This window comes from Sulfitobacter sp. F26204, from assembly GCF_026410305.1.
In the GTDB taxonomy this organism is placed as follows: domain Bacteria; phylum Pseudomonadota; class Alphaproteobacteria; order Rhodobacterales; family Rhodobacteraceae; genus Sulfitobacter.
Genome location: NZ_JAPMLQ010000002.1, coordinates 50883 through 75961, shown reverse-complemented (window position 1 = coordinate 75961; position 25079 = coordinate 50883). Strand labels below are relative to the sequence as shown.

The 25079-nt window shown below is 55.7% G+C and carries 21 protein-coding genes; 13 read left to right on the top strand and 8 right to left on the bottom strand.

The features are described from left to right. Nucleotides 1-136 precede the first annotated feature (136 nt). The 10 genes from OS190_RS04215 to OS190_RS04170 all read left to right on the top strand — a co-directional run bounded on the left by OS190_RS04215 (nucleotide 137) and on the right by OS190_RS04170 (nucleotide 12063). The gene (locus OS190_RS04215; RefSeq protein ID WP_416237370.1) at nucleotides 137-1240 is read left to right on the top strand and encodes a trypsin-like peptidase domain-containing protein; all 1104 of its coding nucleotides are present in this window, start codon (nucleotides 137-139) and stop codon (nucleotides 1238-1240) included. A 126-nt stretch (nucleotides 1241-1366) separates the two neighbouring features. After that, nucleotides 1367-3472 (top strand): hydantoinase/oxoprolinase family protein, encoded by a 2106-nt coding sequence (locus OS190_RS04210; protein WP_267157420.1) that lies wholly within the window; start codon nucleotides 1367-1369, stop codon nucleotides 3470-3472. A 3-nt stretch (nucleotides 3473-3475) separates the two neighbouring features. Continuing rightward, on the top strand, nucleotides 3476-5185 hold the full coding sequence (locus OS190_RS04205) for a hydantoinase B/oxoprolinase family protein (protein ID WP_267157419.1): 1710 nt from the start codon (nucleotides 3476-3478) through the stop codon (nucleotides 5183-5185). Beyond that, the gene (locus OS190_RS04200) at nucleotides 5185-5958 is read left to right on the top strand and encodes an HpcH/HpaI aldolase family protein (RefSeq protein WP_267157418.1); all 774 of its coding nucleotides are present in this window, start codon (nucleotides 5185-5187) and stop codon (nucleotides 5956-5958) included. Before OS190_RS04205 ends, OS190_RS04200 begins: the two co-directional genes overlap by 1 nt. Nucleotides 5959-6124: 166 nt before the next feature. Continuing rightward, complete coding sequence (locus tag OS190_RS04195; protein ID WP_267157417.1) at nucleotides 6125-9007, top strand: monovalent cation/H+ antiporter subunit A; 2883 nt, start codon at nucleotides 6125-6127, stop codon at nucleotides 9005-9007. 1 nt (nucleotide 9008) lies between these two features. Then, nucleotides 9009-9350 (top strand): Na+/H+ antiporter subunit C, encoded by a 342-nt coding sequence (locus tag OS190_RS04190; protein ID WP_267157416.1) that lies wholly within the window; start codon nucleotides 9009-9011, stop codon nucleotides 9348-9350. Continuing rightward, nucleotides 9347-10891: a monovalent cation/H+ antiporter subunit D gene (locus OS190_RS04185; RefSeq protein WP_267157415.1), complete on the top strand. Its 1545-nt coding sequence runs from the start codon at nucleotides 9347-9349 to the stop codon at nucleotides 10889-10891. The genes OS190_RS04190 and OS190_RS04185 overlap by 4 nt, the downstream gene beginning before the upstream one ends. Before the next feature lies 1 nt (nucleotide 10892). Next, entirely contained in the window at nucleotides 10893-11393 is a 501-nt protein-coding gene (locus OS190_RS04180; protein ID WP_267157414.1) for a Na+/H+ antiporter subunit E, read from the top strand. A 17-nt stretch (nucleotides 11394-11410) separates the two neighbouring features. Then, nucleotides 11411-11677: a K+/H+ antiporter subunit F gene (locus OS190_RS04175; RefSeq protein ID WP_267158289.1), complete on the top strand. Its 267-nt coding sequence runs from the start codon at nucleotides 11411-11413 to the stop codon at nucleotides 11675-11677. After that, complete coding sequence (locus tag OS190_RS04170; protein ID WP_267157413.1) at nucleotides 11674-12063, top strand: Na+/H+ antiporter subunit G; 390 nt, start codon at nucleotides 11674-11676, stop codon at nucleotides 12061-12063. Before OS190_RS04175 ends, OS190_RS04170 begins: the two co-directional genes overlap by 4 nt. A gap of 42 nt (nucleotides 12064-12105) precedes the next feature. Here OS190_RS04170 and OS190_RS04165 read toward each other — a convergent pair whose 3' ends face one another. From OS190_RS04165 to OS190_RS04150, 4 genes are all read right to left on the bottom strand, one after another. Then, nucleotides 12106-12873 (bottom strand): SDR family NAD(P)-dependent oxidoreductase, encoded by a 768-nt coding sequence (locus tag OS190_RS04165; protein WP_267157412.1) that lies wholly within the window; start codon nucleotides 12871-12873, stop codon nucleotides 12106-12108. 65 nt (nucleotides 12874-12938) lie between these two features. Further along, nucleotides 12939-14393: a glutamine synthetase family protein gene (locus OS190_RS04160; protein WP_267157411.1), complete on the bottom strand. Its 1455-nt coding sequence runs from the start codon at nucleotides 14391-14393 to the stop codon at nucleotides 12939-12941. A 7-nt stretch (nucleotides 14394-14400) separates the two neighbouring features. Continuing rightward, nucleotides 14401-15720, bottom strand: a complete 1320-nt coding sequence (locus OS190_RS04155; protein ID WP_267157410.1) for an aromatic ring-hydroxylating dioxygenase subunit alpha — start codon at nucleotides 15718-15720, stop codon at nucleotides 14401-14403. Nucleotides 15721-15806: 86 nt separating this feature from the next. Further along, the gene (locus OS190_RS04150; protein WP_267157409.1) at nucleotides 15807-16769 is read right to left on the bottom strand and encodes an alpha/beta hydrolase; all 963 of its coding nucleotides are present in this window, start codon (nucleotides 16767-16769) and stop codon (nucleotides 15807-15809) included. A gap of 155 nt (nucleotides 16770-16924) precedes the next feature. On the opposite strand from OS190_RS04150, the gene OS190_RS04145 reads away from it, so the two are divergent. From OS190_RS04145 to OS190_RS04135, 3 genes are read left to right on the top strand one after another with little or no spacing between them, the layout of a single operon-like run. Next, nucleotides 16925-17968, top strand: a complete 1044-nt coding sequence (locus tag OS190_RS04145; protein ID WP_267157408.1) for a pyridoxal-phosphate dependent enzyme — start codon at nucleotides 16925-16927, stop codon at nucleotides 17966-17968. After that, complete coding sequence (locus tag OS190_RS04140; protein WP_267157407.1) at nucleotides 17968-19128, top strand: M24 family metallopeptidase; 1161 nt, start codon at nucleotides 17968-17970, stop codon at nucleotides 19126-19128. Before OS190_RS04145 ends, OS190_RS04140 begins: the two co-directional genes overlap by 1 nt. Continuing rightward, the gene (locus tag OS190_RS04135) at nucleotides 19128-19862 is read left to right on the top strand and encodes a maleate cis-trans isomerase family protein (protein WP_267157406.1); all 735 of its coding nucleotides are present in this window, start codon (nucleotides 19128-19130) and stop codon (nucleotides 19860-19862) included. The genes OS190_RS04140 and OS190_RS04135 overlap by 1 nt, the downstream gene beginning before the upstream one ends. On the opposite strand, the gene OS190_RS04130 is transcribed toward OS190_RS04135, so the two are convergent. From OS190_RS04130 to OS190_RS04115, 4 genes are all read right to left on the bottom strand, one after another. Further along, nucleotides 19859-20752 (bottom strand): ABC transporter permease, encoded by an 894-nt coding sequence (locus OS190_RS04130; RefSeq protein ID WP_267157405.1) that lies wholly within the window; start codon nucleotides 20750-20752, stop codon nucleotides 19859-19861. The two genes, OS190_RS04135 and OS190_RS04130, sit on opposite strands and share 4 nt — an antisense overlap. A gap of 4 nt (nucleotides 20753-20756) precedes the next feature. Next, entirely contained in the window at nucleotides 20757-22274 is a 1518-nt protein-coding gene (locus OS190_RS04125; protein ID WP_267157404.1) for an ABC transporter permease, read from the bottom strand. Between the two features lie 104 nt (nucleotides 22275-22378). After that, nucleotides 22379-23485, bottom strand: a complete 1107-nt coding sequence (locus tag OS190_RS04120) for an extracellular solute-binding protein (protein ID WP_267157403.1) — start codon at nucleotides 23483-23485, stop codon at nucleotides 22379-22381. 91 nt (nucleotides 23486-23576) lie between these two features. Beyond that, nucleotides 23577-24671, bottom strand: a complete 1095-nt coding sequence (locus OS190_RS04115) for an ABC transporter ATP-binding protein (protein WP_267157402.1) — start codon at nucleotides 24669-24671, stop codon at nucleotides 23577-23579. Nucleotides 24672-25079: the final 408 nt, after the last annotated feature.

Here is a 25079-nt window from a genome sequence, read left to right as displayed (position 1 = left end):
TTGGGTTCAACCCTGCCTATATAGGACATAAAGCTGTCAGACATCGTCTGGTTACAAATTTGTATAGACGGCCAATGCCCGATGTAATCTTGGGGAGGCATATTGCCCTCATCAAAGACAATCATGAGGCATACCAATGCGATCTCCAATGAAATTAACCTCTCGTGCAACCGCCCTGGCGCTCAGTGCTGCGCTCATGTCTGCTTCCGCGCTGACGTTCGCGCCCTCACCTGCATTTGCAGTGCCTCCGGGTGGCTATGCCGATTTGGTGGAAACCGTGGCACCAGCTGTGGTCTTTATCGAAGTCACCACCAGGGCGACACCAGCGACAGGCATGTTGCCTGACAATCTTCCACCGCAACTGCGTGAACAGTTTCGTGATGCCCTCCCGCAACTGGATGCGCCGCATCAAGGCGTGGGTTCAGGTTTCATCATCTCTGCAGACGGACAGATCGTCACCAACCACCACGTTGTTGCAGGCGCAGAAACGGTCAAGGTCAAGTTGGCCGACGGGCGCAGTTTTGACGCCGAGGTTGTCGGCAGCGATCCGTTGACAGATATCGCCGTGCTCAAGATCATCGCCGATGTGGACCTGCCGACAGTTTCCTTTGGCACCTCCGAAAACCTGCGCGTCGGTGACGAAGTGGTCGCAGTTGGCAATCCCTTTGGCCTTGGCGGTACCGTTACTTCGGGCATCATTTCGGCCCTGTCACGCGACATCCGGTCGGGTCCTTTTGACGATTTCATCCAGACCGACGCCGCCATCAACCGTGGCAATTCAGGCGGCCCGCTGTTTGACAACTCCGGCAGGGTGATCGGCGTCAACACCGCAATCATCTCTCCCGGTGGCGGGTCCGTCGGGATTGGCTTTGCTGTACCTTCCGACCTCGTTCAGACCATTGTCGCCGACCTTTCCGACGACGGGTTGGTGGCGCGGGGCTGGTTGGGTGTCAGCATCCGGCCCATGACAGCCGAAGTGGCCGCAGTTTTGGGTTACGACCTGCCCAAAGGCGCAGTCATCGAAGCGATAAGCGCGGACAGCCCAGCATCAGAAGCAGGCCTGAAGAAGGGTGACATCATCACGTCCTTCGGCGAGGTCGAAATTGCAGAACTGCGCGACCTGACACGCGCCGTTGCCACTACACCACCGGAAGCTTCGGCAGAAATCACAGTTCTGCGCCGTGGCAAAGAGGTCACCCTGAACGTAACGATCGGCGCCCGCGCACCTGACGCGGCGTAACCCGACAGGGCCCTGTGTCTGAGGATTCAGGGCCCTGATTTATCAAAACACAGTGCATGGCCAAGATTACGATTTGCATCTTGGTGTTTTTGGTTCCTATGTTTGGCGCAACCTAGGGGGATCTTCATGCACATTTCATCTGCTCGTTTGGGTGTCGACATAGGCGGGACGTTCACGGATGTCGTGCTTGAGGTTGAAGACGCTACTTTTTCAACAAAGGTGCTGACCACCTATGTGGCACCCGAAAATGCCATCATCGACGGGATGCACCAGGTTTGCGCCAAAGCCGGTATCACACCCGCTGCCATCACCCAGATCATTCATGGCACGACATTGGCCACCAACGCCCTGATCGAGCGGCGCGGTGCCAAGACCGCGTTGATCACCACCGAGGGTTTTCGCGATGTCATCGAAATGCGCACCGAATCCCGGTTTGAACAATATGATCTGAATCTCACCCTGCCTGAACCTCTGTTGCCCCGCCAGATGCGCTATACCTTGACCGAGCGGGTGGATGCACAGGGTGCGATCCTGGTCCCGCTCACACGGGCGGATGTCGAGGATGTCGTTGCCCGGATCAAGACGGCGGGCTATGAGAGTGTCGCCGTTGGCCTGATCCATTCCTATCTCAACAACAGTCACGAACAATTGGTACGCGATGTCCTCGCAGAGATGATGCCGGATGCGATGGTTTCACTTTCCTCCGAAGTATCGCCGCAGATGCGCGAATATGAACGCTTTAACACCGTGGTTGCCAATGCCTATATAAAACCGTTGATGAAATCCTATCTGGGCCGTCTGGAAGGGCGGTTGGCGGACGAGGGTGTCAGTTGCAACATATTCCTGATGCATTCGGGCGGTGGGATTATCTCAATCGAAAGTGCGGCGGAGTTCCCCGTGCGTCTGGTGGAATCCGGTCCAGCAGGCGGTGCGGTCTTTGCCGCCCACATCGCGGCGCGCTACGGGTTGGACAAGGTGCTGTCCTTTGACATGGGCGGCACCACGGCCAAGATTTGCCTGATCAAGAACCAGACGCCCAAAACATCCCGTGTTTTCGAAGTGGCGCGAACCTACCGGTTCAAGAAAGGTTCGGGCATGCCAATTTCAATTCCCGTGATCGATATGGTCGAGATCGGCGCAGGTGGCGGATCGCTCGCCCATGTCGATGCGATGCATCAGATTCGCGTCGGACCGGAAAGCGCAGGCTCCGAACCGGGCCCTGCCTGTTACGGGCGTGGAGGCCTGAAACCCGCCGTGACCGACGCAGATCTGGTGTTGGGCAAACTCGATCCCGATAATTTTGCTGGTGGGAGCATTACGTTAGACACCGACAGTTCCAAAAACGCCTTGACCTCCGTTCTCGGTGATGTGCTGGACATGGACGCTGCCACATCTGCTTTTGGTCTTGCCGAAGTGGTTGACGAAAACATGGCCAATGCCGCGCGCGTGCACGCAGTCGAAAACGGCGAGGACCTTTCACAATATACGATGATCGCCTTTGGCGGTGCCGCCCCGCTGCATGCCGGACGTCTTTGTGAAAAGCTTGGTGTGAACCGGTTGCTGGTGCCGCCGGGCGCTGGTGTAGGATCGGCCATCGGCTTTTTACGCGCTCCCTTCAGCTTTGAGGCAAACCGCTCTGTCTATATGCGACTGTCAGACTTTGACGCAGGCAGGATCAAGAGACTGCTGGGTGAGTTACAATCAGAGGCCACAGGTTTCGTGCGCACCTGTGCGCCAGACGCCACAATCCTGTCCGAATACAAGGCTTACATGCGATATTCGGGTCAAGGCTGGGAAATTCCCATCATCCTTGACGTCGATGAGGCAACAAACCCAGATGTCGCAACTTTCCAGCGCTTGTTTGAAGAAGACTATGCCAAGTTGTTCGGCCGCAAGGTCGAGGGTCTCGACATAGAGATCACCGTCTGGTCTGTGAATGCGACAACTCCTCCCGAGAAAATCGCGCGGGTGGCCACGGCCGAGCCGGCAGGTACCGCGCCGATCACGACGCATCGTGCGCTTTTTGATCCTGCTTTGGCTGCCCTCCAGAACAGCGCCGTGATTTTGCGACAAGAGATGAGGGAGGGTATGCAAGCCGTTGGTCCGGCAGCGATAACCGAGGATGAAACGACGATCATTGTTCCCTCAAGCCGTACCGCCTTGCGCCAGCCTGACGGCTGCATTGACGTGCTTGTCCATGGCAAGGACGCTGTAAACGAAATGAAAGGCTGATCCATGACCAAAGAGCATTCAACCGTCGCCTACCAGGTGATGTGGAACCGCCTGATCTCAGTTGTCGAGGAACAGGCACAAGCCCTCGTGCGTACTGCATTTTCCACATCGGTCCGTGAGGCAGGCGACCTTTCCGCCGGCGTCTATGATACCCATGGCCAGATGTTGGCGCAGGCCGTGACCGGCACCCCAGGGCATGTGAACGCCATGGCCGATGCGGTCGCGCATTTCATCCGGCGCATCGGGCGGCAGAATATTTTCAAGGGGGACGTCTATATCACCAATGATCCCTGGGAAGGCACAGGTCACCTGCACGACATCACAATGGTCACGCCGTCCTTTCATAACGATGTCCTGGTTGGTTTTTTTGCCTGCACTGCGCATGTTGTCGATATTGGCGGGCGCGGTTTTGGTGCCGACGGGGCCAGCGTCTACGAAGAAGGTCTGTACATCCCTATCATGAAATTTGCTGCCGGTGGCGAGGTCGACCAAACGCTGGTGCGCATCATCCGCGGCAATGTGCGCGAGCCGGATCAATTGATCGGCGATATCTATGCCCTGACCACCTGCAACGAGATCGGCCATCGCCGATTGATCGACATGATGCAGGAATTCGAACTGGAAACGCTGGACAGTATCGCCGCCTTTATCCTCGACAACTCACGCCGCGCCACTCTGGAACGGATCGCGGCGCTCCCGCGCGAGACTGCGACCGGCGAAATGACAGTTGACGGGTTTTCCGCCCCGATCTCCCTCAAGGTCAAACTGACAATCGAAGAAGACCGCATCATTTCCGATTTCACCGGTTCGTCCGGTGTTGACCGCAAGGGAATCAATTGTCCCCTGGTTTATGCCAAGGCCTATGCCTGTTATGCACTCAAAGTCGCGATCGCGCCGGAAATTCCAAATAACGCGGCATCTCTTGCCCCGTTCCAGATCACGGCACCCGACAACACCATTGTCAACGCATTGCATCCTGCCCCGGTAGCCCTGCGCCATATTGTCGGTCATTTCATTCCTGATGTGGTGTTTAACGCCTTTGACAAGATCGTGCCCGGCCTTGTCCCTGCCGAGGGCGCAGGTTGTCTGTGCAACTTTCAGGTGTCACTGCGGCCCAGAATGGATGCGCCTGCACCAAATGATGCCGTGCGCCGCGAGGTTTTAACCTTTAACTCCGGCGGTTCCGGTGCCCGACCTGCCCATGACGGGTTGAATGCCACGGCCTTTCCCTCTGGCGTGATGACAATGCCGGTTGAGGCAACCGAACACGCGGGGCCCGTGATCATCTGGCGCAAGGAGCTACGCCCCGATTCCGGGGGCGCAGGCAAGCATCGCGGCGGGCTGGGCCAATATATGGTTGTTGGCGCACGTGAAGGGCACGAATTTGACCTTCAGGCGATGTTTGATCGCGTCGACCACCCTGCCCGCGGGCGGCGCGGTGGTGCCGCAGGTGCATCCACGACGATTGCTCAGGATGACGGCACCAGAATGTATGGCAAGGGAAAGCAATTTGTCCCGCACGGACGTAAGGTGATGATGGCATTCCCGGGCGGCGGCGGATACGGCACGCCAGCCGAACGCCCCGTCGCATTGGTCAAACGCGATCTGGCGCGTGGTTACATTTCAGCCCAGACGGCAGCAGAAACCTACGGATTATCGGCAGACGCCATTGCCAGTGTCCAAGCTGCGATCACCAAGGGCGAACCAGTCTGATGAAACTCGCAGCCAACACTTTTACCCGCGCCCTTGCTGCCGGCAAGAAACAGATCGGCCTCTGGATCAGCTTGTCCAGCCCCTTTGCCAGCGAAGTCACAGCCCCCGCCGGATTTGATTGGGCCCTTATTGATATGGAGCATACACCCAACGATTATTTTTCGGTTCTGGGCCAGTTGCAGGCATTTTCCGGCACGACAACCACGCCGATCGTGCGCCCCGAATGGAACGACCCTGTGACGGTCAAGCGCCTGCTGGACCTAGGCGCATCAGGGCTGTTGTTCCCGATGATCCAAACGGTGCAAGAGGCAGAACAGGCCGTCGCCAGCACACGCTATCCGCCAAACGGCACACGCGGCGTGTCAGGTGCCGTCCGGGCCAACAAGTTCGGACGGGTCACCGATTATGTTGCCCGTATCGAAGAAGAAACAACAGTACTGTTGCAACTTGAATCCACCGCTGCTCTGGCTTGCGCTGAGGAAATCGCGGCCGTTGACGGTGTCTCGGGTATCTTTTTCGGGCCGGCGGATATTGCGGCCGACATTGGAAAAGTTGGCAAACCGATGGACCCCGAGGTCTGGGCCTTGATCAAACCAGTGGCAAAAAAGCTGATGGCCAGAGGCATGCCAGTAGGCACTTTGGTGCTGGATCCGTCATTTGCAACCGAGTTGCTGAAGGACGGTTTCAGTTTTGTAGCCTGCGGATCGGATGTTTCCTTGCTTGCCAAAGCGTCGGACAAATTGCTGGAGGATATGCAGGCAAACCTGTCCTGAATTGGACCTCTTGGTCTGCACCATTCTACCGATTGATCGGGCTCAAAATCCTCGCTCACCTTGCTCATCGTGAAAATTGGCAGGAAAATGTCCGGTTTCGCTTGAGAAAACCGGACTAATAACCCAAAAGTTGTTAGGCCATTCAGGCCCTTGATCAGGAGTTCGCGTGTCCCTCTTCCTTATCGTCGCCCTTCCCTTTTTGGGTGCCTTCCTACCCGGCATCATGAACAACGCGGGGCGGCAGACCTGCGCCGGCGTTACCTTTACCGTGACACTGGCCGCCTTTGTCGGTTTGTTAAGCAACCTGCCGACTGTTCTGGCAGGCGAGGTTGTGACGACTGGCATAAACTGGATGCCGTCGCTTGGTATGAACGTCAACTTGATGCTGGACGGGTTGGGTTTTTTCTTTGCCCTGCTGATCCTCGGTATTGGCCTGTTGATCATTACCTATGCCCGGTTCTACCTGTCTCGTGACGACAATATGGGAGAGTTCTTTACCTACCTTCTGTTGTTCCAAGGGGCGATGGTTGGCATTGTACTATCTGATAATATATTGCTTTTACTCGTTTTTTGGGAACTTACCTCGCTATCATCGTTCCTGTTGATCGGCTATTGGAAACACCTTCCCGAAGGTCGCCAAGGTGCGCGGATGGCGCTGACGGTTACCGGCATGGGGGGGCTCGCCCTCATCGGGGGCATGCTCTTGCTGGGTAATATCGCCGGCAGTTATGACCTGAGCGTGATCCTGCAAAAGGGTGAAATCATTCAGGCCAGCCCGCTGTATGTTCCTGCGCTTTTACTGATCTTGCTGGGATGTTTCACCAAATCGGCACAGTTCCCTTTTCATTTCTGGCTGCCTCACGCAATGGCGGCACCTACGCCTGTCTCGGCCTATCTACATTCTGCAACGATGGTGAAGGCCGGTATTTTCCTGATGGCGCGGCTTTGGCCGGTGCTGTCGGGCACGCCGGAATGGGTGATCATCGTCACTTCGGCCGGCCTAATCACTATGGTCCTGGGTGCCGTGATCGCCTTGTTCAAACACGATCTCAAGGCCTTGCTTGCCTTTTCAACAGTGAGCCATCTGGGCCTGATCACGATGTTATTGGGGACGGGCACCGCCTTTGGTGCCATGGCGGCGGTGTTTCACATTCTCAATCACGCGACTTTCAAGGCCGCCCTTTTCATGTCCGCAGGCATCATCGACCACGAAACCAATACCCGCGACATCCGCCGCCTGGGCGGTTTGCGGCACCTGATGCCCGTCACCTTTGCAATTGCGACCATTGCGGCGCTTTCGATGGCAGGCATCCCTCTGCTCAACGGTTTCCTATCCAAGGAAATGATGCTGGAAGAGGCTCATCACACCATCCTGTTTGGGTCACTCTGGCTTGTACCCGGACTGGCTGTGCTGGGATCGCTGTTTTCCGCTGCCTATTGTTTCCGTTTGATTTCACATACATTTCTGGGTCCCAAGCGCGACGATTATCCTGCCGCACCCCATGATCCGGGTTTTGGCATGTGGGGGCCGCCCGCATTATTGGTTGTCCTGGTCGTAATGATTGGCTGTGCACCGTTTCTGGCCGAGCCTTTTGTCAAGATCGTCACGGCCTCCCTACTGGGCGAAGCGGCTGAGGTGCCTGAAGCACATTTCAAGATCTGGCACGGGTTGGTTCCCGCCCTGTTCATGTCCATCGCTGCAGTTGTGGGTGGTTTGATCGCGTTGTTCCTGTTCAAGCCGCTTCTGAGACTGTGGGATGCGACACCGCGTCCCGAGGCCAAGACCATCTTTGAAGGTCTGATCGAAGCAATCGTATCCCTCACCCGCGCCATCATGCACCCACTGCACAACGGTTCGTTTTCACGGTATGCTGCCATCGCAGCCGTTACCATGGTCGCCATGGGGTATCATGCCTGGATGACCGGCACCGTTGGCCCCGCTACCCGCGCACCACAAAGCGCAGGCCCGGTCGAAATCGCTGGATGGGGAATGTTGGTCACGGCAACGGTCGGATTGGTCTTTCTGCATCGCAACCGCCTGTTGTCGCTTATCCTGATCGGGATTGTCGGTCTCATGGTCTCGGTCGGATTTGTGTTCTTTAGCGCCCCTGATCTGGCCATGACGCAGATCACTGTCGAAGTGGTTACGATCATTCTTCTATTGCTGGCCTTGAATTTTCTGCCCAATCGCACCCCCATCGAAAGTTCGGTCCTGCGCCGGGTACGCGACGGCGGCATTGCCGTTGCCTCGGGACTTGCAACTTTTGGCATGGCCTATCATTTCCTGTTGCGCGACGCGGTCGCCACACCGATTTCCGAATTCCACCTCGCCAATTCCTACAAGGGTGGCGGCGGCAACAATGTGGTGAACGTGATCCTTGTTGATTTTCGTGGCTTTGACACCTTCGGCGAAATCATCGTTCTGGGCATCGCAGCATTGCTGATCTTCGCATTGACCGAAGCTTTGCTTGACGGTCCGGTGCGCGCACGATTGCTGAACCGAACACCGGATCAACCGCGTGCAGGGGACATGCATCCGATGATGATGGTTGTGCTGACCCGTGTCTTGATGCCGGTGGTCATGCTGGTCGGATTTTATGTCTTCATGCGCGGGCACAACGAACCTGGCGGAGGGTTTATCGCCGGGCTCATCGTGTCGATTGGCGTTGTCATGCAATATATGGCCAGCGGGTTTAGCTGGGCCACAACACGACTGCGTTATCCCTATCACGGGGTGATCGGGGCGGGTGTGCTGATCGCGGGACTGACCGGCATCGGATCCTGGTTTGTGGGCAAACCCTTCCTCACATCCGATTTCGCCTATGTGCGTATTCCACCTTTTGAAAAGTTCGAACTGGCCACCGCCGCCCTGTTTGATCTTGGGGTTTTCCTGGCTGTTGTTGGCGCGGTGATGTTGTCCCTGGAAAGTTTCTCGCGCCTTGCACGGCGCACCGATATGCAGGACAGCGAACATCCGATGGATATTGATCCCTCTCGCAAGGGCTACGACCCTGCCGATCCCGGCAACCCGAAAAGGGAGGGCGTATAGCATGGAACTTGAACTGCTTGTCGCCTCCGCAATCGGGATTCTGACTGCTGCAGGCATGTATCTGGTGCTGCGGTTGCGCACCTTCCCGGTCATCATGGGCGTGTCCCTTCTGACCTATGCTGTGAACGTGTTTCTCTTTGCTTCGGGCCGTCTGACAATCGCCGCTCCGCCAATTCTCAGCGATACGGTGCAATATACTGATCCCTTGCCGCAGGCCTTGGTTCTGACCGCGATTGTGATCTCATTCGGAATGACAGCTGTGATCGTGATGATTGCGCTCGGGGCTTATCTGGGGGGCAGCAACGACAAGGTCAATGATCCCGACGCGGAGGAACAGTCATGATGCACTGGATTATTGCGCCGATCATTTTGCCAGCGCTGCTTGCGCCTTTTATCGTACTGGCGGCTCGGTATCACATCATTATCCAACGGGCAGTTTCCGTTGCCGGCGTATTGGCCTTGATCGCCATCTCAGCCGGCCTTGCCTGGCAGGCCTCAGACGGAACGGTGACGCTTTACCAACTGAGCGACTGGGCCGCGCCCTTTGGCATCGTGATTGTTGGCGACAGGCTGTCGACACTCATGGTTCTCCTGACGGCGGTGCTGGCGCTATTCGTGCTGCTCTATGCAATCGGGTCCAGATGGGACAAGCGCGGTTGGCACTTTCATGCGCTTTTCCAGTTTCAGTTGATGGGGCTCATGGGTGCATTTCTGACGGGTGACCTGTTCAACCTTTTTGTGTTTTTCGAAGTGCTTCTAATTGCCTCCTATGGATTGATGATCCACGGTGGCGGTAACCTGCGCCTTCGGGCTGGCGTGCAATATGTGTTGTTCAACCTCATCGGCTCTACATTGTTTCTCTTCGCGCTTGGCGCGATTTATGCGCAGACCGGCACGCTAAACATGGCTGACCTGGCTCAGCGCGTAGCGATGATCGATGCGACGGATACCGCCGGTATCCGCATTGCAGCCGTCTTGTTGCTCCTGGTCTTTGCGATCAAGGCCGCCATCGTACCGCTGCACTTCTGGCTCCCGTCCAGCTATGCCGAAGCCCCGGCGCCCGTTGCGGCCCTGTTCGCGATCATGACCAAAGTCGGTGCCTATGCCATCATTCGCGTCTATACCCTGATCTTTCCTCCGGATGCAGGCGTGACCATGGGACTCCATACCATCTGGCTGATGCCAGCGGCCCTTGCCTCCCTTGCGCTTGGCATGTTTGGCGTGCTGGCCGCCAGAAAACTGGACCGTTTGGTCGCTTTTTCCGTTATTGGGTCCATGGGCATGGTTTTGGTTGCTATTGCGATGTTCACCCCCGCAGGCATCACCGCCGCCTTGTATTACATCATTCATTCGACATTGGCCGCCGCAGCACTGTTTTTAATAACCGACCTCGTTCGCGCAGGCAGGGAATCTCTGGTGCTGACGGCAATGCCCCCCATTTCGGGTGCGGCACTGACTTCGGCCCTGTTCTTTATTGCTGCGATTGCCATGGCTGGTCTGCCGCCCCTATCGGGCTTTGTCGGTAAATTGCTGATCCTCAATGCAGGTTTGGGCACATCTGCAGCAGTCTGGATTTGGGCTGTGGTTCTTGGGTCCAGTCTTGTCTGTCTTGTGGGGTTCTCCCGCGCCGGTGCTGTGCTGTTCTGGAAAGCCAGGACCATCAACGCAGAAGAGAACGAAGAACCGGCACCTGCCCCGAATGCCCTGTCCTATGCCGCCGTCAGCGGTTTGCTTGTGTTGCTTGTTGCCCATACGGTTTTTGCCGGTCCTGCCTACAGCTATGTGGAACATACCGCCTCGCAGCTTTTTGCACCGCAACCCTATGTCTCGACCGTATTGGACACCCCCGGCAAACTGAGCACCCCAGCCAAGGAGGAGCACTGAAATGACCCGCTTTTTCCACTGGCTGTTTCCGCATCCGCTGTTGACGGTCTTGCTGGCGCTTGTGTGGATCCTGTTACAAAACAACTTTTCCGCAGGAATGGTCGTTTATGGTGTGATCCTGGGCATCGTCATCACCAAAGGCACTGCTGTCTGGTGGCCTGAACGCCCCGGCAATATCAATCTGGCCCGGATGTTTTCTTACTCGATAATCGTATTGTGGGACATCATGATCGCCAACATTCAGGTGGCCTGGATCGTGATAAGCGTTCCCAACAACAAGCTTAAACCGGCTTGGATCGTGGTGCCACTGGATCTTGTCCAGCCAGAGGCGATTACCGTGCTGGCCGGCACCATAACACTGACCCCCGGCACCGTATCCGCGGATCTTTCCGACGAAGGGCACAGTCTGCTTGTGCATGTACTGCATACTGATGACCCCCAAGCGGACCTGGACGAGATAAAACAGCGTTACGAGCGTCGGCTGAAGGAGATTTTCCTATGAGCGCTGCAACCGATTTCATGAACATCGCCTTTATCATCGCCTTTATCGCCACTGGGTTTGCTCAGATCCTGTCAATGGTGCGGCTGGTCATTGGCCCTTCTGTCGGCGATCGCATTCTCGCGCTGGATACAATGGTGGTAAACGCCATCGGCCTGATCGTTTTGTTGGGCATTGCCCAAGGCACACGTATCTATTTCGAAGTGACGCTGATCATTGCAATGCTTGGTTTCGTGTCGACCGTCGCCTACGCGCGGTTCATTCTGCGGGGGGACATCATCGAATGAGTTTTGAAATCATCGGAACATATCTGGTTGGCATTTGCCTTTTGATCGGCTCGGGTTTTGCACTGGTGGGAACGATTGGCCTGTTGAAATTCAACGATCCCATGACCCGCCTGCATGCCCCGACCAAAGTCGGGACGATAGGGATCGGCGCATTGCTACTGGCCTCGATGATCCATTCCTATACCTACGGTGACGGATCGATGCACGAATTGCTGATCATGGCATTTCTGTTTGTAACGGCTCCGATTTCCGCGAATTTTATCGCCAAGGTGAACATTCACAAAGGCAGCTGCGAAACACCGCCCGCGCCGCCACGCGATGATACATGGTCGACGTTGAATGTGCCCGAAGCGGACCGTACACTTTTCCCTGTGGAAGAGGAGTAGAGAAAGAACATTCTGTCCTGTCTCTACTATCACAGCGTTGGTTTAGCGCGGTGCCATCCGAATGGCCCCGTCAAGACGGATCACTTCACCGTTCAACATCGGATTGTCGAGGATATGGCACACCAGCTTGCCATATTCTGCGGGCCGGCCGAGCCGCGAGGGGAACGGTACCTGAGCGCCAAGTGAGTCCTGTACTTCCTGTGGCAGCCCTTCCAGCAGAGGCGTCAGGAAAAGACCGGGTGCAACGGTACAAACCCGCACGCCCTTGTCGGCGAGATCCCGTGCCATAGGCAGCGTCATTCCAACGATGCCCCCCTTTGACGCCGCATAGGCCACTTGCCCGACCTGGCCTTCATATGCTGCGACCGATGCGGTGTTGATGATCACACCGCGTGCGCCGTCAGGTGCCATCGGTTCAGCTGCGACCATGCGCGATGCGGCTTCGGAAGCGCAGATGAATGATCCGATCAGATTGATTCCGATTACCTTGGCGAACATTGCCGGATCATGCGGTTCACCACGAGACACGGTTTTGCTGGCGGGGCCGATGCCTGCACAATTAACCAGCACACGCGGGCTGCCCAACTGTTGCGTCACTTCATCCATCGCCGCTTTGACTTGCGCTGGATCCGAGACATCAACACTGTGGAAGGTCCCACCAAGCTTTTTTGCATGGGCCTGTCCGGCTTCGACATTCAGGTCAAAAACAGCAACCTTCAGCCCGGCATCCGCCAGCGCCTGTGCCGTTGCGGCCCCCAGTCCAGAGGCGCCGCCAGTAACAATCGCCACACTACCTGCCCACATTTCCATTAAAAGAACTCCTGTTCATTTCCTTCGTCAATTTAGACATTCAATCCGGCCATTTTGCAAGCCGGTCAGTACAAGCCAAAATACTCCTGCTGCTCCCACTCTGACACCGTCCTGTGATAGCGGTCCCATTCGGAACGCCGGATGTGGCAAAGGTAGTCAACAAATTCGTCCCCCAATTTTTCCCGGAAAAGTTGCGAACTGCCAAAGGCTTCGATCGCATCTAACAAGGTGTCGGGCAGCGGTTCGGCCGCGGAATCATAGGGGTCTTCTACCGCTTCTGTCGCACATAGCTTGCGCGCCAGACCATCCATTCCTCCGATGATCTGGCTGGCAAAAAACAGGTAAGGATTGGCTGCGGGCTCTGCAACGCGGTTTTCGATCCGGCTGGCCGGGTCGCTCTGTTTCGCCAAGACACGAAGCATCGCCCCTCTGTTGTCACGTCCCCACACAACGCGGTTCGGGGCCAGTTGATGTGGCAGATAGCGTTTGTATCCATTTACCGTCGGTGTACTGAGCAGGCAGGATGCGCAGGCATGTTTCAGCAAACCGGCAATCCAGGCGCTACAGGATGCAGTAAGTTCATTTCCCGACTGCTCAAACAGATTTTCACCGGTATCAATATTTACCAACGATTGATGCAAGTGCCAGCCGCTTGCCGCCGTATTCGCCAGATTCGGCTTGCACATGAAAGTTGCATGCAGCCCCTGACGGGAACAAACCTCTTTCACCGCCGTGCGAAACTTGACCATGTTGTCTGCATGGGTCATCGGGTCGGCAGGATCAAAGGTAAATTCAAACTGACTTGGCCCCATCTCCACTTCCATGGAACGGATCGGCAGGCCCAAACCCTGACATATACGGCGCAGTTCATCCATCACCGGCTCAAGCGTATCGTAGGTCGTTTCGGTCAGATATTGATACCCCTGAGCGAGGTTCGTTGTTCGCACCGGTTGACCCGGCATCGTGGCATCCGCGTGATCCAGTCGCGCATCGGATTTACGAAAAACATGAAATTCCACTTCCAGCCCGACCACCAGCGCCATGCCTTGTTCCGCCAGGCTGTTCCGGGCACGGCGCAGGATCGAGCGGGTGCAAAACGGTGTAGCGGCACCTGAGGCATCGACCAGATCACACAAAACCCATGCAGAACGGGGCGACCAGGGCAGAATACAAAAGGTTGCAGGGTCAGGCAGCATCAGAATGTCGCCCGCACCGCGCATATTTCCGGCGACATCGCCCGTCGCATCCCAGACCGGAAAAGCGGTACGATGCGACGTGTCTTTCAGCAGCAAGGTCGACGGTGCCGCCATCCCCTCTGCAAAAAGCGAGGGCAAAGCACTTGCTACAATGGCCTTGCCGCGCAACACCCCATGCTGATCGGTGAAAAGCACACGCACTGTTTCCAGTTTGGCGGCCTCGGCCTGCGCAATGATTTCAACACAATGGTCAATCCGTGCTTCATCCAGAACGCCGGCCCGCGCCAGGGTTCCCGCGGCGATCCTGTCTTTCAGCGCCTTCATACAGCCCTCACACCGTTGCATCCCAATCGGTGCACTCTGCCCGCCGCTCCGCGTCGCTGGCTGCCGACACTTCGCGCCATTCCTTCTTGTCGCCAATCGTATCATTCGAGATCGGGCCATAGACCGCCGTCGGATCCACGCCATTGCGCATCGGCAAGGTGTCCTCCTGTCCGTCTTTCACCGCCGCTATCGCAGCCCGCAACATACGACGATATTTAATGATCGCGACATCGGTCTTGCCCAGATGTTCGCGGGTGCGGTCAAAGATCGGACCAGGGCTTTCCACCGCCCATTGGTCATGCACGTTGATGTCCATACCCATGCCGGTATAGGTTTCGGTGCGCTGTTCCTCAGGGTCAAAGCCGTAATTATTCCGCTTGTTCTTTAGCGGCGCGTAGTCAGGCAGGCGATGCTCCTTGAGCCGTTGCGCACGCATCAATTCCTTGTCCACCGGTGCCCTGAAGCTGGTAAACATCGAATACCAGTAGCAATGTTCATCATCTATCGGCACGTGCCATTGCGTGATGATCATCTCGCGACTCATCGGAATGGAAATAGCCTGTGGAAAAATCTGGTTGGTAATGCGGATATGGGTTTTCGCCGCGTCCAGATGGCGCAGCGCGATCAGGCGCAAGCCATAGTCGGTTTCTTCCACTTCGATTTCGGGATTCGTATATTCGCGCAACAGTTTCGTCATCGGGATATTGGTATCCGCCGCCTTGTCGCGGAATTGTTTGCCATAGCTTTCCGCCGGGTCTTCGTCCTTGAGAAACCGATGCAGGAAAGATGCATGCGCCGGATCGATGCCGACCTCCATCGCTTGCAGCCAGTTGCATTCCCACAGACCTTTGAAGGCGAAAACATGGGTATCAGGCGCGCGAAAGCAATCGAAATTCGGAAATACAGGTGGTTCGCCCGGTCCCATATAGGCAAAAATTATTCCGTTCTTTTCCACAACCGGATAAGAGGTGCTGCGAATGCTCTCGTGCATCCGACTGCCATCCGGTTCACCGGGCTGTTCGACACATTGGCCGGTTCGGTCAAAATGCCAGCCATGAAACGGACACCGCAGGCCGTTGTCCTCAAGCCTGCCATGACACAAATCCGCACCGCGGTGCGGGCAGTGGCGGTCGATCAATCCCAATTCACCTTCATTGTCCCGAAACAGGACAAGCCGTTCGCCTAACAATGTCACAGGAACAACGGGCCGATCACCGATCAACTCGTCCGACAGAGCAGCGGGTTGCCAATAGCGGCGCAGGACCGCTCCTGCATCTGTCGCTGGTCCGGTAAGGGTGATCGCATCGTTCAATTCCTTGCTGATCATGATCCATCCTCTGTGTGTATTACCAGGTTAGGCCTGTATTGCCTGAACGTTCGGCACATCCTGCGCAGGGAACCCCGTGAAATCAATCAGTCTTTCATCGTTGGGCTGAACATCCTGGCGATTGCTTCAACGGTGGGCGATCCTGATGCAGACAACTCCTCCAGAATGTCAAAATGATCACGCCCTTTTGCCCGGTCAAACGTCAATTCGGGGATCACATCCGACCACTTGTCGCGCAGCACCACGGATTGCAGATCAAACGCTTCTGGTTCATCGGCACCGACAAGGATATGTACCGGTAATGAGACTTTGAGCGGATGGCGCAATGGCGACAAACCATGCACCTCATCCGCCGTCATTGGCGTCAAGTCTCGGACGTAAGACGCAGCAATGGGACCAAGCTCGAAAACGCCACTCACCAGCACAGCACCGCATATCAAACGTTGTGCACCGCTTTTCAAAAGATCACAAAGTACGGTCGCCGCCAGATGTCCGCCTGCAGAATGCCCAGCCAAAACAAGGCGTTCCGGATCAATACCCCAACTGGCCGCATGATCTGCGATGAATTTGACCGCCTCATGAATCTCGGATGTGAGGGCGCTCAAGCTGACATCCGGTGTCAAACTGTAACCAACAGCGATGTTTGCCCATCCCAATCCGGCAAAGGCAGCAGCACCAAAACCCGATACCGATTTATCGCCTTCCTGCCAAAAACCGCCATGAAGAAATATGACAGCAGGCATGGGGCGTTTTTCAGGTGCCGCAGGGCAATAAACATCCAGCTTTTGCCGCGGTCGTGGCCCATAGGCAATATCGGCCCGCACCAACAGGTCAGGATCTTGCCGTGCCTTGTGCGTTGCCACAACCATGCTTTCCAATGTGGCTTCTGCATTCTTTGCAGACAGGCTGGGCGACAATTGAAAATCGCGTTCTGCACGGGGTATGGCCATCATCTGTTCAAATCGGGCGTCCAATTTCCGGTTCCTCATTCCTAGCATTTCTCGGCTATAGATGCCCCGGCGGCCGCGAACATCCAAGGTCTTGCGCATTGTCTGATCCTTATGCCGGTCAGGACTGCAACAGCCGTCACAAGCGCAGTTTCAGACAACCCACCCTAGGATTCCGCCAATAGATCACAAGGACAATGCCCAGATGTCTTGCGAAAATTATTCCGTAGCCCCGCCTCTCGTGATAGCCACGTACCATGAAACATATCCACCCCTCGTCTGAAATACGCCATCAGGTCCAGACCGCTCTTTCTGATATTCCCTGGCCCAGCGTTGATGCCGAAACGCCCAGTTCACTTCTGGCGCGCTGTCCCGTCGCGCAACAGACGCCGCTGGTGAGGTCCGATCACCTGGCGACACAAGCCGCCGTCGCCGATGTGTATGTCAAAGACGAACGCGGTCGCATGGGATTAGGTAGTTTCAAGGCACTCGGTGCCGCCTATGTAATTGCGTATGATGCAGAACACGCAAAGACCAAGGGGCAAACATATGTTACGGCAAGCGCGGGAAACCACGGTTTGTCTGTCGCAGCAGGCGCAGCCGCATTCGGCGCAAAGTCCGTCATATTTCTTGCTGAAACCGTACCCGAAAGCTTTGCCGACAGGTTGCGTGGTATCGGGGCTGACGTCCGTCGCGAAGGGCGTATCTATGAACAGGCCATGCAGGCGGCTGCAGAGGCAGCGCAGGCACAGGGCTGGACCTTGCTGTCGGACAGTTCATGGCCCGGCTATATTGCGCGCCCGCATCGGTTGATGGAAGGGTATTTGGTACTGCTGCGCGAAGCAGCAGGTCAAATGCAGACCGCGCCGACACATATTTTCCTGCAGGCCGGTGTTGGCGGTTTGGCCGCATCTACAGCGGCCCTGGCACGCGAGATTTGGGGGGCTGGTCCAATAATCACCGTTGTCGAACCGGAGTATGCACCCGCTTTGTTCGCCTCGATGGCGGCAGGCGCGCCACAAGTCACAACCGGCCCGCCCTCTGAGATGGGGCGGCTGGATTGCAAAGAACCGTCACTGATCGCTCTCAAGGGGTTGGCGCGCGACGCAGATTTTTTCATGCTTGTGACCGAAGACGAAGGAGAAAGCGGAAGCTCTGCAAGTGCCGAGGCTGGGCTGCCGTCCACCCCATCCGGGGCGGCGGGAATTGCGGGGCTTCTGGTCGCGGCGCAGGACCCAGCGACCTTTGGCTTGACCAAAGAATCTCGCGTTTTGGTGATCCTGAGCGAAGCGAGCGCGTGATGGACCTGCCACCGCGAGGGTTTTCCGCAACCGAGTTTCGAAACCGCTGCCAACGTGCCCAGGACCTGATGGCCCAAAACGATCTGGCGGCCTTGCTGCTTACCATGCAGGCCGAGGTGCAATATTATTCAGGATTTCTGACCCGCTTCTGGGAAAGCCCTACGCGCCCCTGGTTTGTTGTCATGCCGCAATCAGGCGATCCCATCGCGGTTATTCCGACAATCGGAGAGCCCCTCATGAGGCAAACATGGCTTGATGATCTGCGAACCTGGCAAGCGCCGGACTACACCGATGACGGCATATCCCTTTTGGCAAATACCCTGATGGAAGTCACTGCCACAGGTCAGCGCATCGGCATCGCAGATCAGATGGAAAGCCACCTGCGCATGCCCCTTGCCAGTTTCAGACAGTTAGAGCACCTTCTTGCCCCTCGGCAGATCGTCAGTGACGCCGGGCTGACCAGACAGTTACGGATGGTGAAATCAAAGGCCGAAATCGACAAGATCAGAACTGCTGCGAGAATTGCCACTACCGCGTTTGACCGCGTGCCTGAAATCGCGCAAGCGAAGGTGCCGCTGTCGCGGGTCTTTCGGGATTTTCAGCGCCTATGTCTGGATCAAGGCGCTGATTGGGTTCCCTATCTGGCGGGTGGGGCCGGTCAGGGTGGTTACGATGATGTCATCTCGCCTGCGACAGATGCGCCGTTGCTACCGGGTGATGTGCTGATGCTCGATACAGGGCTGGTCTGGGATGGTTATTTTTGCGATTTCGATCGAAATTTCAGCGTCGGTCGGCCCAGTGATCAGGTGCTGTCAGCGCATGTGCGGCTGATCGAGGCCGTGAATGCAGCCTTTGAAATTGCACGACCGGGGACGTTAATATCAGATCTGTTTCATGCAATGAACACTTTGGTCAATCCCGACAATGCGGGATCAGGAGCCGGTCGGCTTGGGCATGGTTTGGGTCTGCAACTGACCGAGTGGCCATCGGTGATCGCCAATGACCACACCCCCTTGTTGCCCGGCATGGTCCTGACTTTGGAACCCGGAATGACCTTGCCGAACGGTCAAATCATGGTGCACGAAGAAAATATCGTTGTGACTGGGGACGCTCCGGAATGGCTTTCTGCCCCCCAAGGGCCAGCCATAAGGGTGCTTTGATGGCGGTGCCCTACACACTCACGACGGTCCGACCTGTTCAACTGGGGTTGGTGGTTTTGCAAGCCGATGAAACGCTTGAACGTGACATGCGGCACCTTTTGCCGCTCAGCACCGAAATGCTTGTCAGCCGTGTGGCTTCAGGTGTCGAACTGGACAGGCAGATGATCACGCAGATGCAGGGCAAGCTTACCGCTGCTGCTGAATTATTGCCGCGCGGCGCAGGGTTTGGCGCGGTCGCTTATGGCTGTACCTCCGCAACCGCACAGATCGGTGCCCGACAGGTCGCCGGGTTGATCAAGAAAGGTGTTGCAACCGATCATGTGACCGATCCCGTGACCTCACTTGTCGCGGCCTGCGCTGCCCTGAACATCAGGACGCTGGGTCTGATCACGCCCTACATCGCCACCATTTCCAATCAATTGCGGCAAGTACTGGAAGAAGCAGGGATCAATGTCATCCGTCTGCTAAGCTTCGAGGAATCGCTGGAAGAAAATGTCGTCCGGATCAGCGCAGACTCAATCATTGACGCAGCGGTCGAAATGGGGCGTTCCACGGCTTGCGAAGCCGTTTTCCTGTCTTGCACGAACCTGCGCACCCTGGACATCATCGACGCGATAGAACGCAAGATCAACAAGCCAGTCCTGTCCAGCAACCAGGTTCTTGCCTGGCATTTGATGCAACTTGCCAACGTCGCACCGCCCGCGGGTCTGCCCGGACGGCTCTGGCTGTCTTAGCTGGGTGATAATCCCCGCAACCGTTCCGAACGGCGACGCAAGAGTTCGACAACAAACAACAAAACGATAGACACCGATATGAGGATTGTAGCAACAGCAAGGATCGTCGGACTAATTTGTTCACGCAGGCCGGTAAACATTTGCCATGGCAGCGTTTTCTGACCGGCAGAGCCAACAAACAGAACGACGACCACTTCATCAAATGAGGTGATGAAGGCAAACAGACCACCAGAAACCACTCCCGGCAGGATCAATGGCATTTGCACGCGGAAAAAGGTTGTGATCGGCCCTGCCCCCATGTTCGCGGCGGCGCGCGTCAGCGAATTGTCGAAACCCACAAGAGTCGCCGTCACAGTAATGATCACAAATGGAATGCCCAGTGCAGCATGGGCAAGGACCACACCCAGATAGGTACCGGTCAGGGTAAAGGGCAATTCGATCTTGCCAAAGGGTGTCGGAATATAGGGGTTGGAATAAAAGAAATACATGCCCGTGGCTGAAATGATCAATGGTACGATCATCGGCGAGATCAGGATCGCCATGATGGCGCGGCGAAACGGAACATGACTTTGGCTAAGGCCGATGGCCGCAAGCGTGCCCAACGAAACGGAAAGTAGGGTCGCAACAGGGGCAATTTTCAGCGAGTTGCGCAGCGCATGTTGCCAATCAGAATTGGTAAAGAAATCCTCATAGTGTTTGGTCGAGAATCCCGCCGGATCAAGGGACAACATTTCTGGAGTAAAGGTAAAGAAATTCTCTGCATTGAACGAAAGCGGTATGATCACCATGATCGGCGCGATCAGAAAAAAGAAAATCAACCCGCAAATTACGCGAAAGGAATAATACCAGGCGCGTTGGCCCGTCGTTGCATATGGTGGCAATCCTGACATGGCCTTAGCCCCCCAACTTCACGTTATCGATACCGACAATTTTATCATACGCCCAGTACAGCGCCATCACGATCGCCAGCAGGATCGTGCCCAGCGCCGCCGCCAGCCCCCAGTTCAGAGAACTTGAAATGTGATAAGCGATCCGGTTCGAGATGAAGACACCCTTGGTTCCGCCCACCAGTTCCGGCGTGATATAGTAACCGATAGACAGGATGAAAACGAGAATGCAGCCCGCACCGATACCAGGCACAGACTGAGGAAAATACACCCGCCAGAAAGCTGTCCAGTCGGTCGCACCCAGAGATTTGGCTGCACGTAGATAGCTGGGTGGGATGGTTTTCATCACGGAATACAAAGGCAAGATCATGAACGGCAGCAGAATATGCGTCATCGCGATGATTGTGCCGGTTTGATTGTTGATCAGTTCCAGACGGTTGTCATCGGCGACAATTCCGATCCAGACAAGCGTGTCATTGATCACACCCTGCTGTTGCAACAATACCTTCCAGGCAGATGTCCGAACCAGAAGCGATGTCCAGAACGGCAACAACACCAGAATCATCAACAGGTTGGCAGTCCGTGCTTTCAAATTCGCCAATAGCCAAGCGATAGGGTATCCCAACAACACACACATGCCCATGATAGACAGGGACATGATGAGGGTACGCACGAACAACTTGATATAGATTTGTTGGTTTTCGGGCCGCGATTCAACGCCCTCGGGCCCCTTCATCAGGTCCACAGAATTCAGGAAATATCCATTGGTGAACTTGGGTGAATAGATCTTGATGGTCTGCCAGACCTCTGGGTCCAGCCATTTGTCATCAAGGTCGCCGAACTCCGCCCGCAGCGACACCGGCTCGACCGTGGAAACATCGACAGCAATGGGCAGGGAGGCGCCGGCAGCGGCATCCTGGAAAAGGGCCGTATAAACAAAATTCCAGGGTGTTTCTTCTGCGGGAATATCACCATCGGTGTCGATGATCATCTGTGCCCAGTCATCATAGGCACTTGTGGTCACGGGCAATTGCGCACGGACGGTATCGTCCGACATCCAGGCGGCCCATTGTCCGGGATCCGCATATGCCGGATCCGCTGCGGCAAAAACCTCTGCATAAATATCGGTATCAAATTTCTTGACCCGACGGCCAGACTTGCGGAAGAGAGAGGAAATTCCAGTCGCTTCGTAATTCAAACGGCTGCCCAGGCGCGTATGGGACTTGTATTCAACCGCGATTGCCAGATCGGTATAAAGCGCCTCAAACACTTCTTCACCCGGCACCTGATCACTGGAAGAATCCCAACCTTCCAGCGCCGTCACCGTGCGCGGCAAGGTATTTTCAACAATTTCGTTTTCAACGGAACGAAACAACATGTCTGCAATCGGCATCACAAATGACACCAGAATAAAGATCAGCAAAGGAGCGATCAGCGCAAGTGCCCGCAATTTTTGGCGGCGCAGAGCGCGATTCAGCGATGCTTTGAGCGGACGGCCATCGGCGGCGATCACGGAGTCAGACATTTGGCATCCCTTGCTGGGTTCGGTCCGTATTGTGCAGGCAATACATTGATCTTGTTAGAAAGAGAGGAGAGGGGCGCAGCGAACCGCGCCCCCTCCGGTAGCTATTACTTGGACAGCCATGCCTGGAATTTCGCATCCAGATCATCGCGGTAATCAGCCCACCAGGAATAATTGTACAGGAATGTATTCTTGGCATTCTCTGGGTCGGTCGGCATATGTGGTGCCATATCGATACCCAGCGTGGCGTGCTTGCCCACCAGTGGTGCAGATGACTTACGAGCCGGACCATAGGAAATGTACTTGGCCTGATCCGCCAGACGCTGCGTGTCTGTAGCGAACATGATGTAGTCCAATGCACGTGCCTTGCGCTCATCACTCAGACCAGTTGGAATGATCCAACCGTCCAGGTCGAACACCTGTGCGTCCCACAACATCGCAACCGGCTGCTTTTCTTCTTCGATCAAAGCGAACAGGCGGCCGTTATAGGTAGACCCCATGATGACTTCACCATCAGCCAGCAACTGTGGTGTATCGGCACCGGCAGACCACCAGATGGTATCGTCCTTGATGGTGTCCAGCTTGGCAAATGCCTGCGCCTGACCTTCTTCGGTCTCCAGCACGTCATAGACATCATCCTTGGCGACACCGTCGCACAGCAAAGCCCATTCCATGTTGTTGATCGGACGCTTTTCGAGCGAGCGCTTACCGGGATATGTCTCTGTGTCGAACAGGGCGCAAATCTCGGTCGGGGGCGTGTCACCAACAAGATCGGTACGATAACCGACAGTGGTGGAATAAACGATCTGCGGAATGAAGCAGTCCGAAACCAGCAAGTCACCAAAGTCTTCGGATGCCTTGGAGCCGTCGTGGCCGTCCGCCAGCATTTCGTCCGGATCGATTTCCATCGCCAAACCTTCGTCACACAGGCGGATCGCATCGGAAGCGACCACATCAACCACATCCCATGTGACATTGCCCGCTTCGTTCATCGCACGCAGCTTGGCCACGGCCTCGGCAGAGGATTCATCATTGATGATCGTGACGCCGGTTTTCTCAGTATAGGGGTCGTGATACGCGCCCTGCTGCGATGCAGAATAGGCGCCACCCCAACTTACGATCGTCATTTCGTTGGCCATATGCCCATCTGCCTGCGCCATTGCCGCAGTCAGTGTCAGACATGACGTAGCCATCAGTTTCATCGTAACTTTCATCGAAATCTCCCGTTTATTTCTGCCCGGTTTGATAGTGGAAGGACACAGCCCGGGCGGCCGCGTATCCATTTGTCCGGTTGCGCTGACCCTTTTAGGCATCCAGCGCCCGGCAATCCTGTGGCAACCACCCTATCTCGATCATCTGACCTGGTGTCAGGCGCTCTTGATCCGGTGCATTGCGTGTTTTGATGATGAATTCATCCTGCCCTGCAACCCGCAGGCGGGTACGGAAAATATCCCCCATGTAAACAAATTCCAGCACTTCTGCTTTCAGCGTATGGGTGCCTTCCTGCAGGCGTTCTTTCTTGAATTCGACCCGCTCTGGTCGGATCGACACCTTGGTCCGCTCGCCAACTGACGTCACATTGACCGGCACAGCATCAATGATGTCGCCACTGTCGAGCTTTACAATGCAGGTTTCACCCTTGATCTCCTGAACGACACCTTCAAGCGTGTTATTCTCGCCGATAAACTGCGCAACAAAACTGTTCTCTGGCTTTTCATACAATTCATCCGGCGGTGCCAATTGCTGAATACGGCCATCGTCAAACACGGCGACACGGTCCGACATTGTCAGCGCTTCGGTCTGATCATGGGTGACATAGACAGTTGTAATGCCCAGTTGATGTGCGAGATTCGTGATCTCGAACTGCAAAGTTTCACGCAGTTGCTTGTCCAAGGCCCCAAGTGGTTCATCCATCAAAACCAGTTCGGGTTCAAAGACCAGAGCACGCGCAAGGGCAATACGTTGTTGCTGTCCACCGGACAATTGTGCGGGTCGGCGCCCGGCAAAATCACCCATCTGTACCATGTCCAGCGCACGGGTGATCTTTGCCTCACGATCGGATTTGCCGATTTTACGCACTTCCAGCGGAAAAGACAGGTTTTCAGCAACGGACATATGCGGGAAAAGCGCGTAGTTTTGAAACACCATGCCGATACCGCGTTTGTGTGGCGGGATATTGTTGATCGACACGCCGTCCAGCAAAATGTCACCATGTGTAGCTGTCTCAAAGCCCGCCAACATCATCAGACAGGTTGTCTTCCCCGACCCGGATGGCCCAAGCATGGTCAGGAATTCACCCTTTGGCATTGAGAGGTTCAGATCTTTGACAACAAGTGTCTCGCCGTCATAGCTCTTTTGTACACGATCGAAGGCGACAAAGGCCTCGTCGGTTGAAGTCATTCTGATACATCCCCGTTGTTCCTGTTTCCGCATAAAGTTCGCGGCCAGGTTATTATTTGTCGCCTCATAGACTGACGACTCGTTGATCAATTTACAACGAGAAATTTAGCAGGCGTATCAAACGGTACAAGAGTTCAGCTTGATCGCAGGAAAAAAGGAAAGGATTAGACGATTCGACAGCGTTTGTGCCGTCTATGCCGCCGTGATCGGGCGTTTGATCTGTTTTAGGCCCCCTGTTTCGACCCGGCGACGCACCGGGTGCGCAAGGGAAAAAATGTAACTTTTACCAAAATCCTTCGTAAAATGACGCTGCGTCAGCTCCCTCTGTGGAGCAGCGTTCCCTGACTTCATCCCGGCTAATTGGTACCGAAAAGGGCGAAAAATCCAGTTAATATCCGGTGTCTCAGC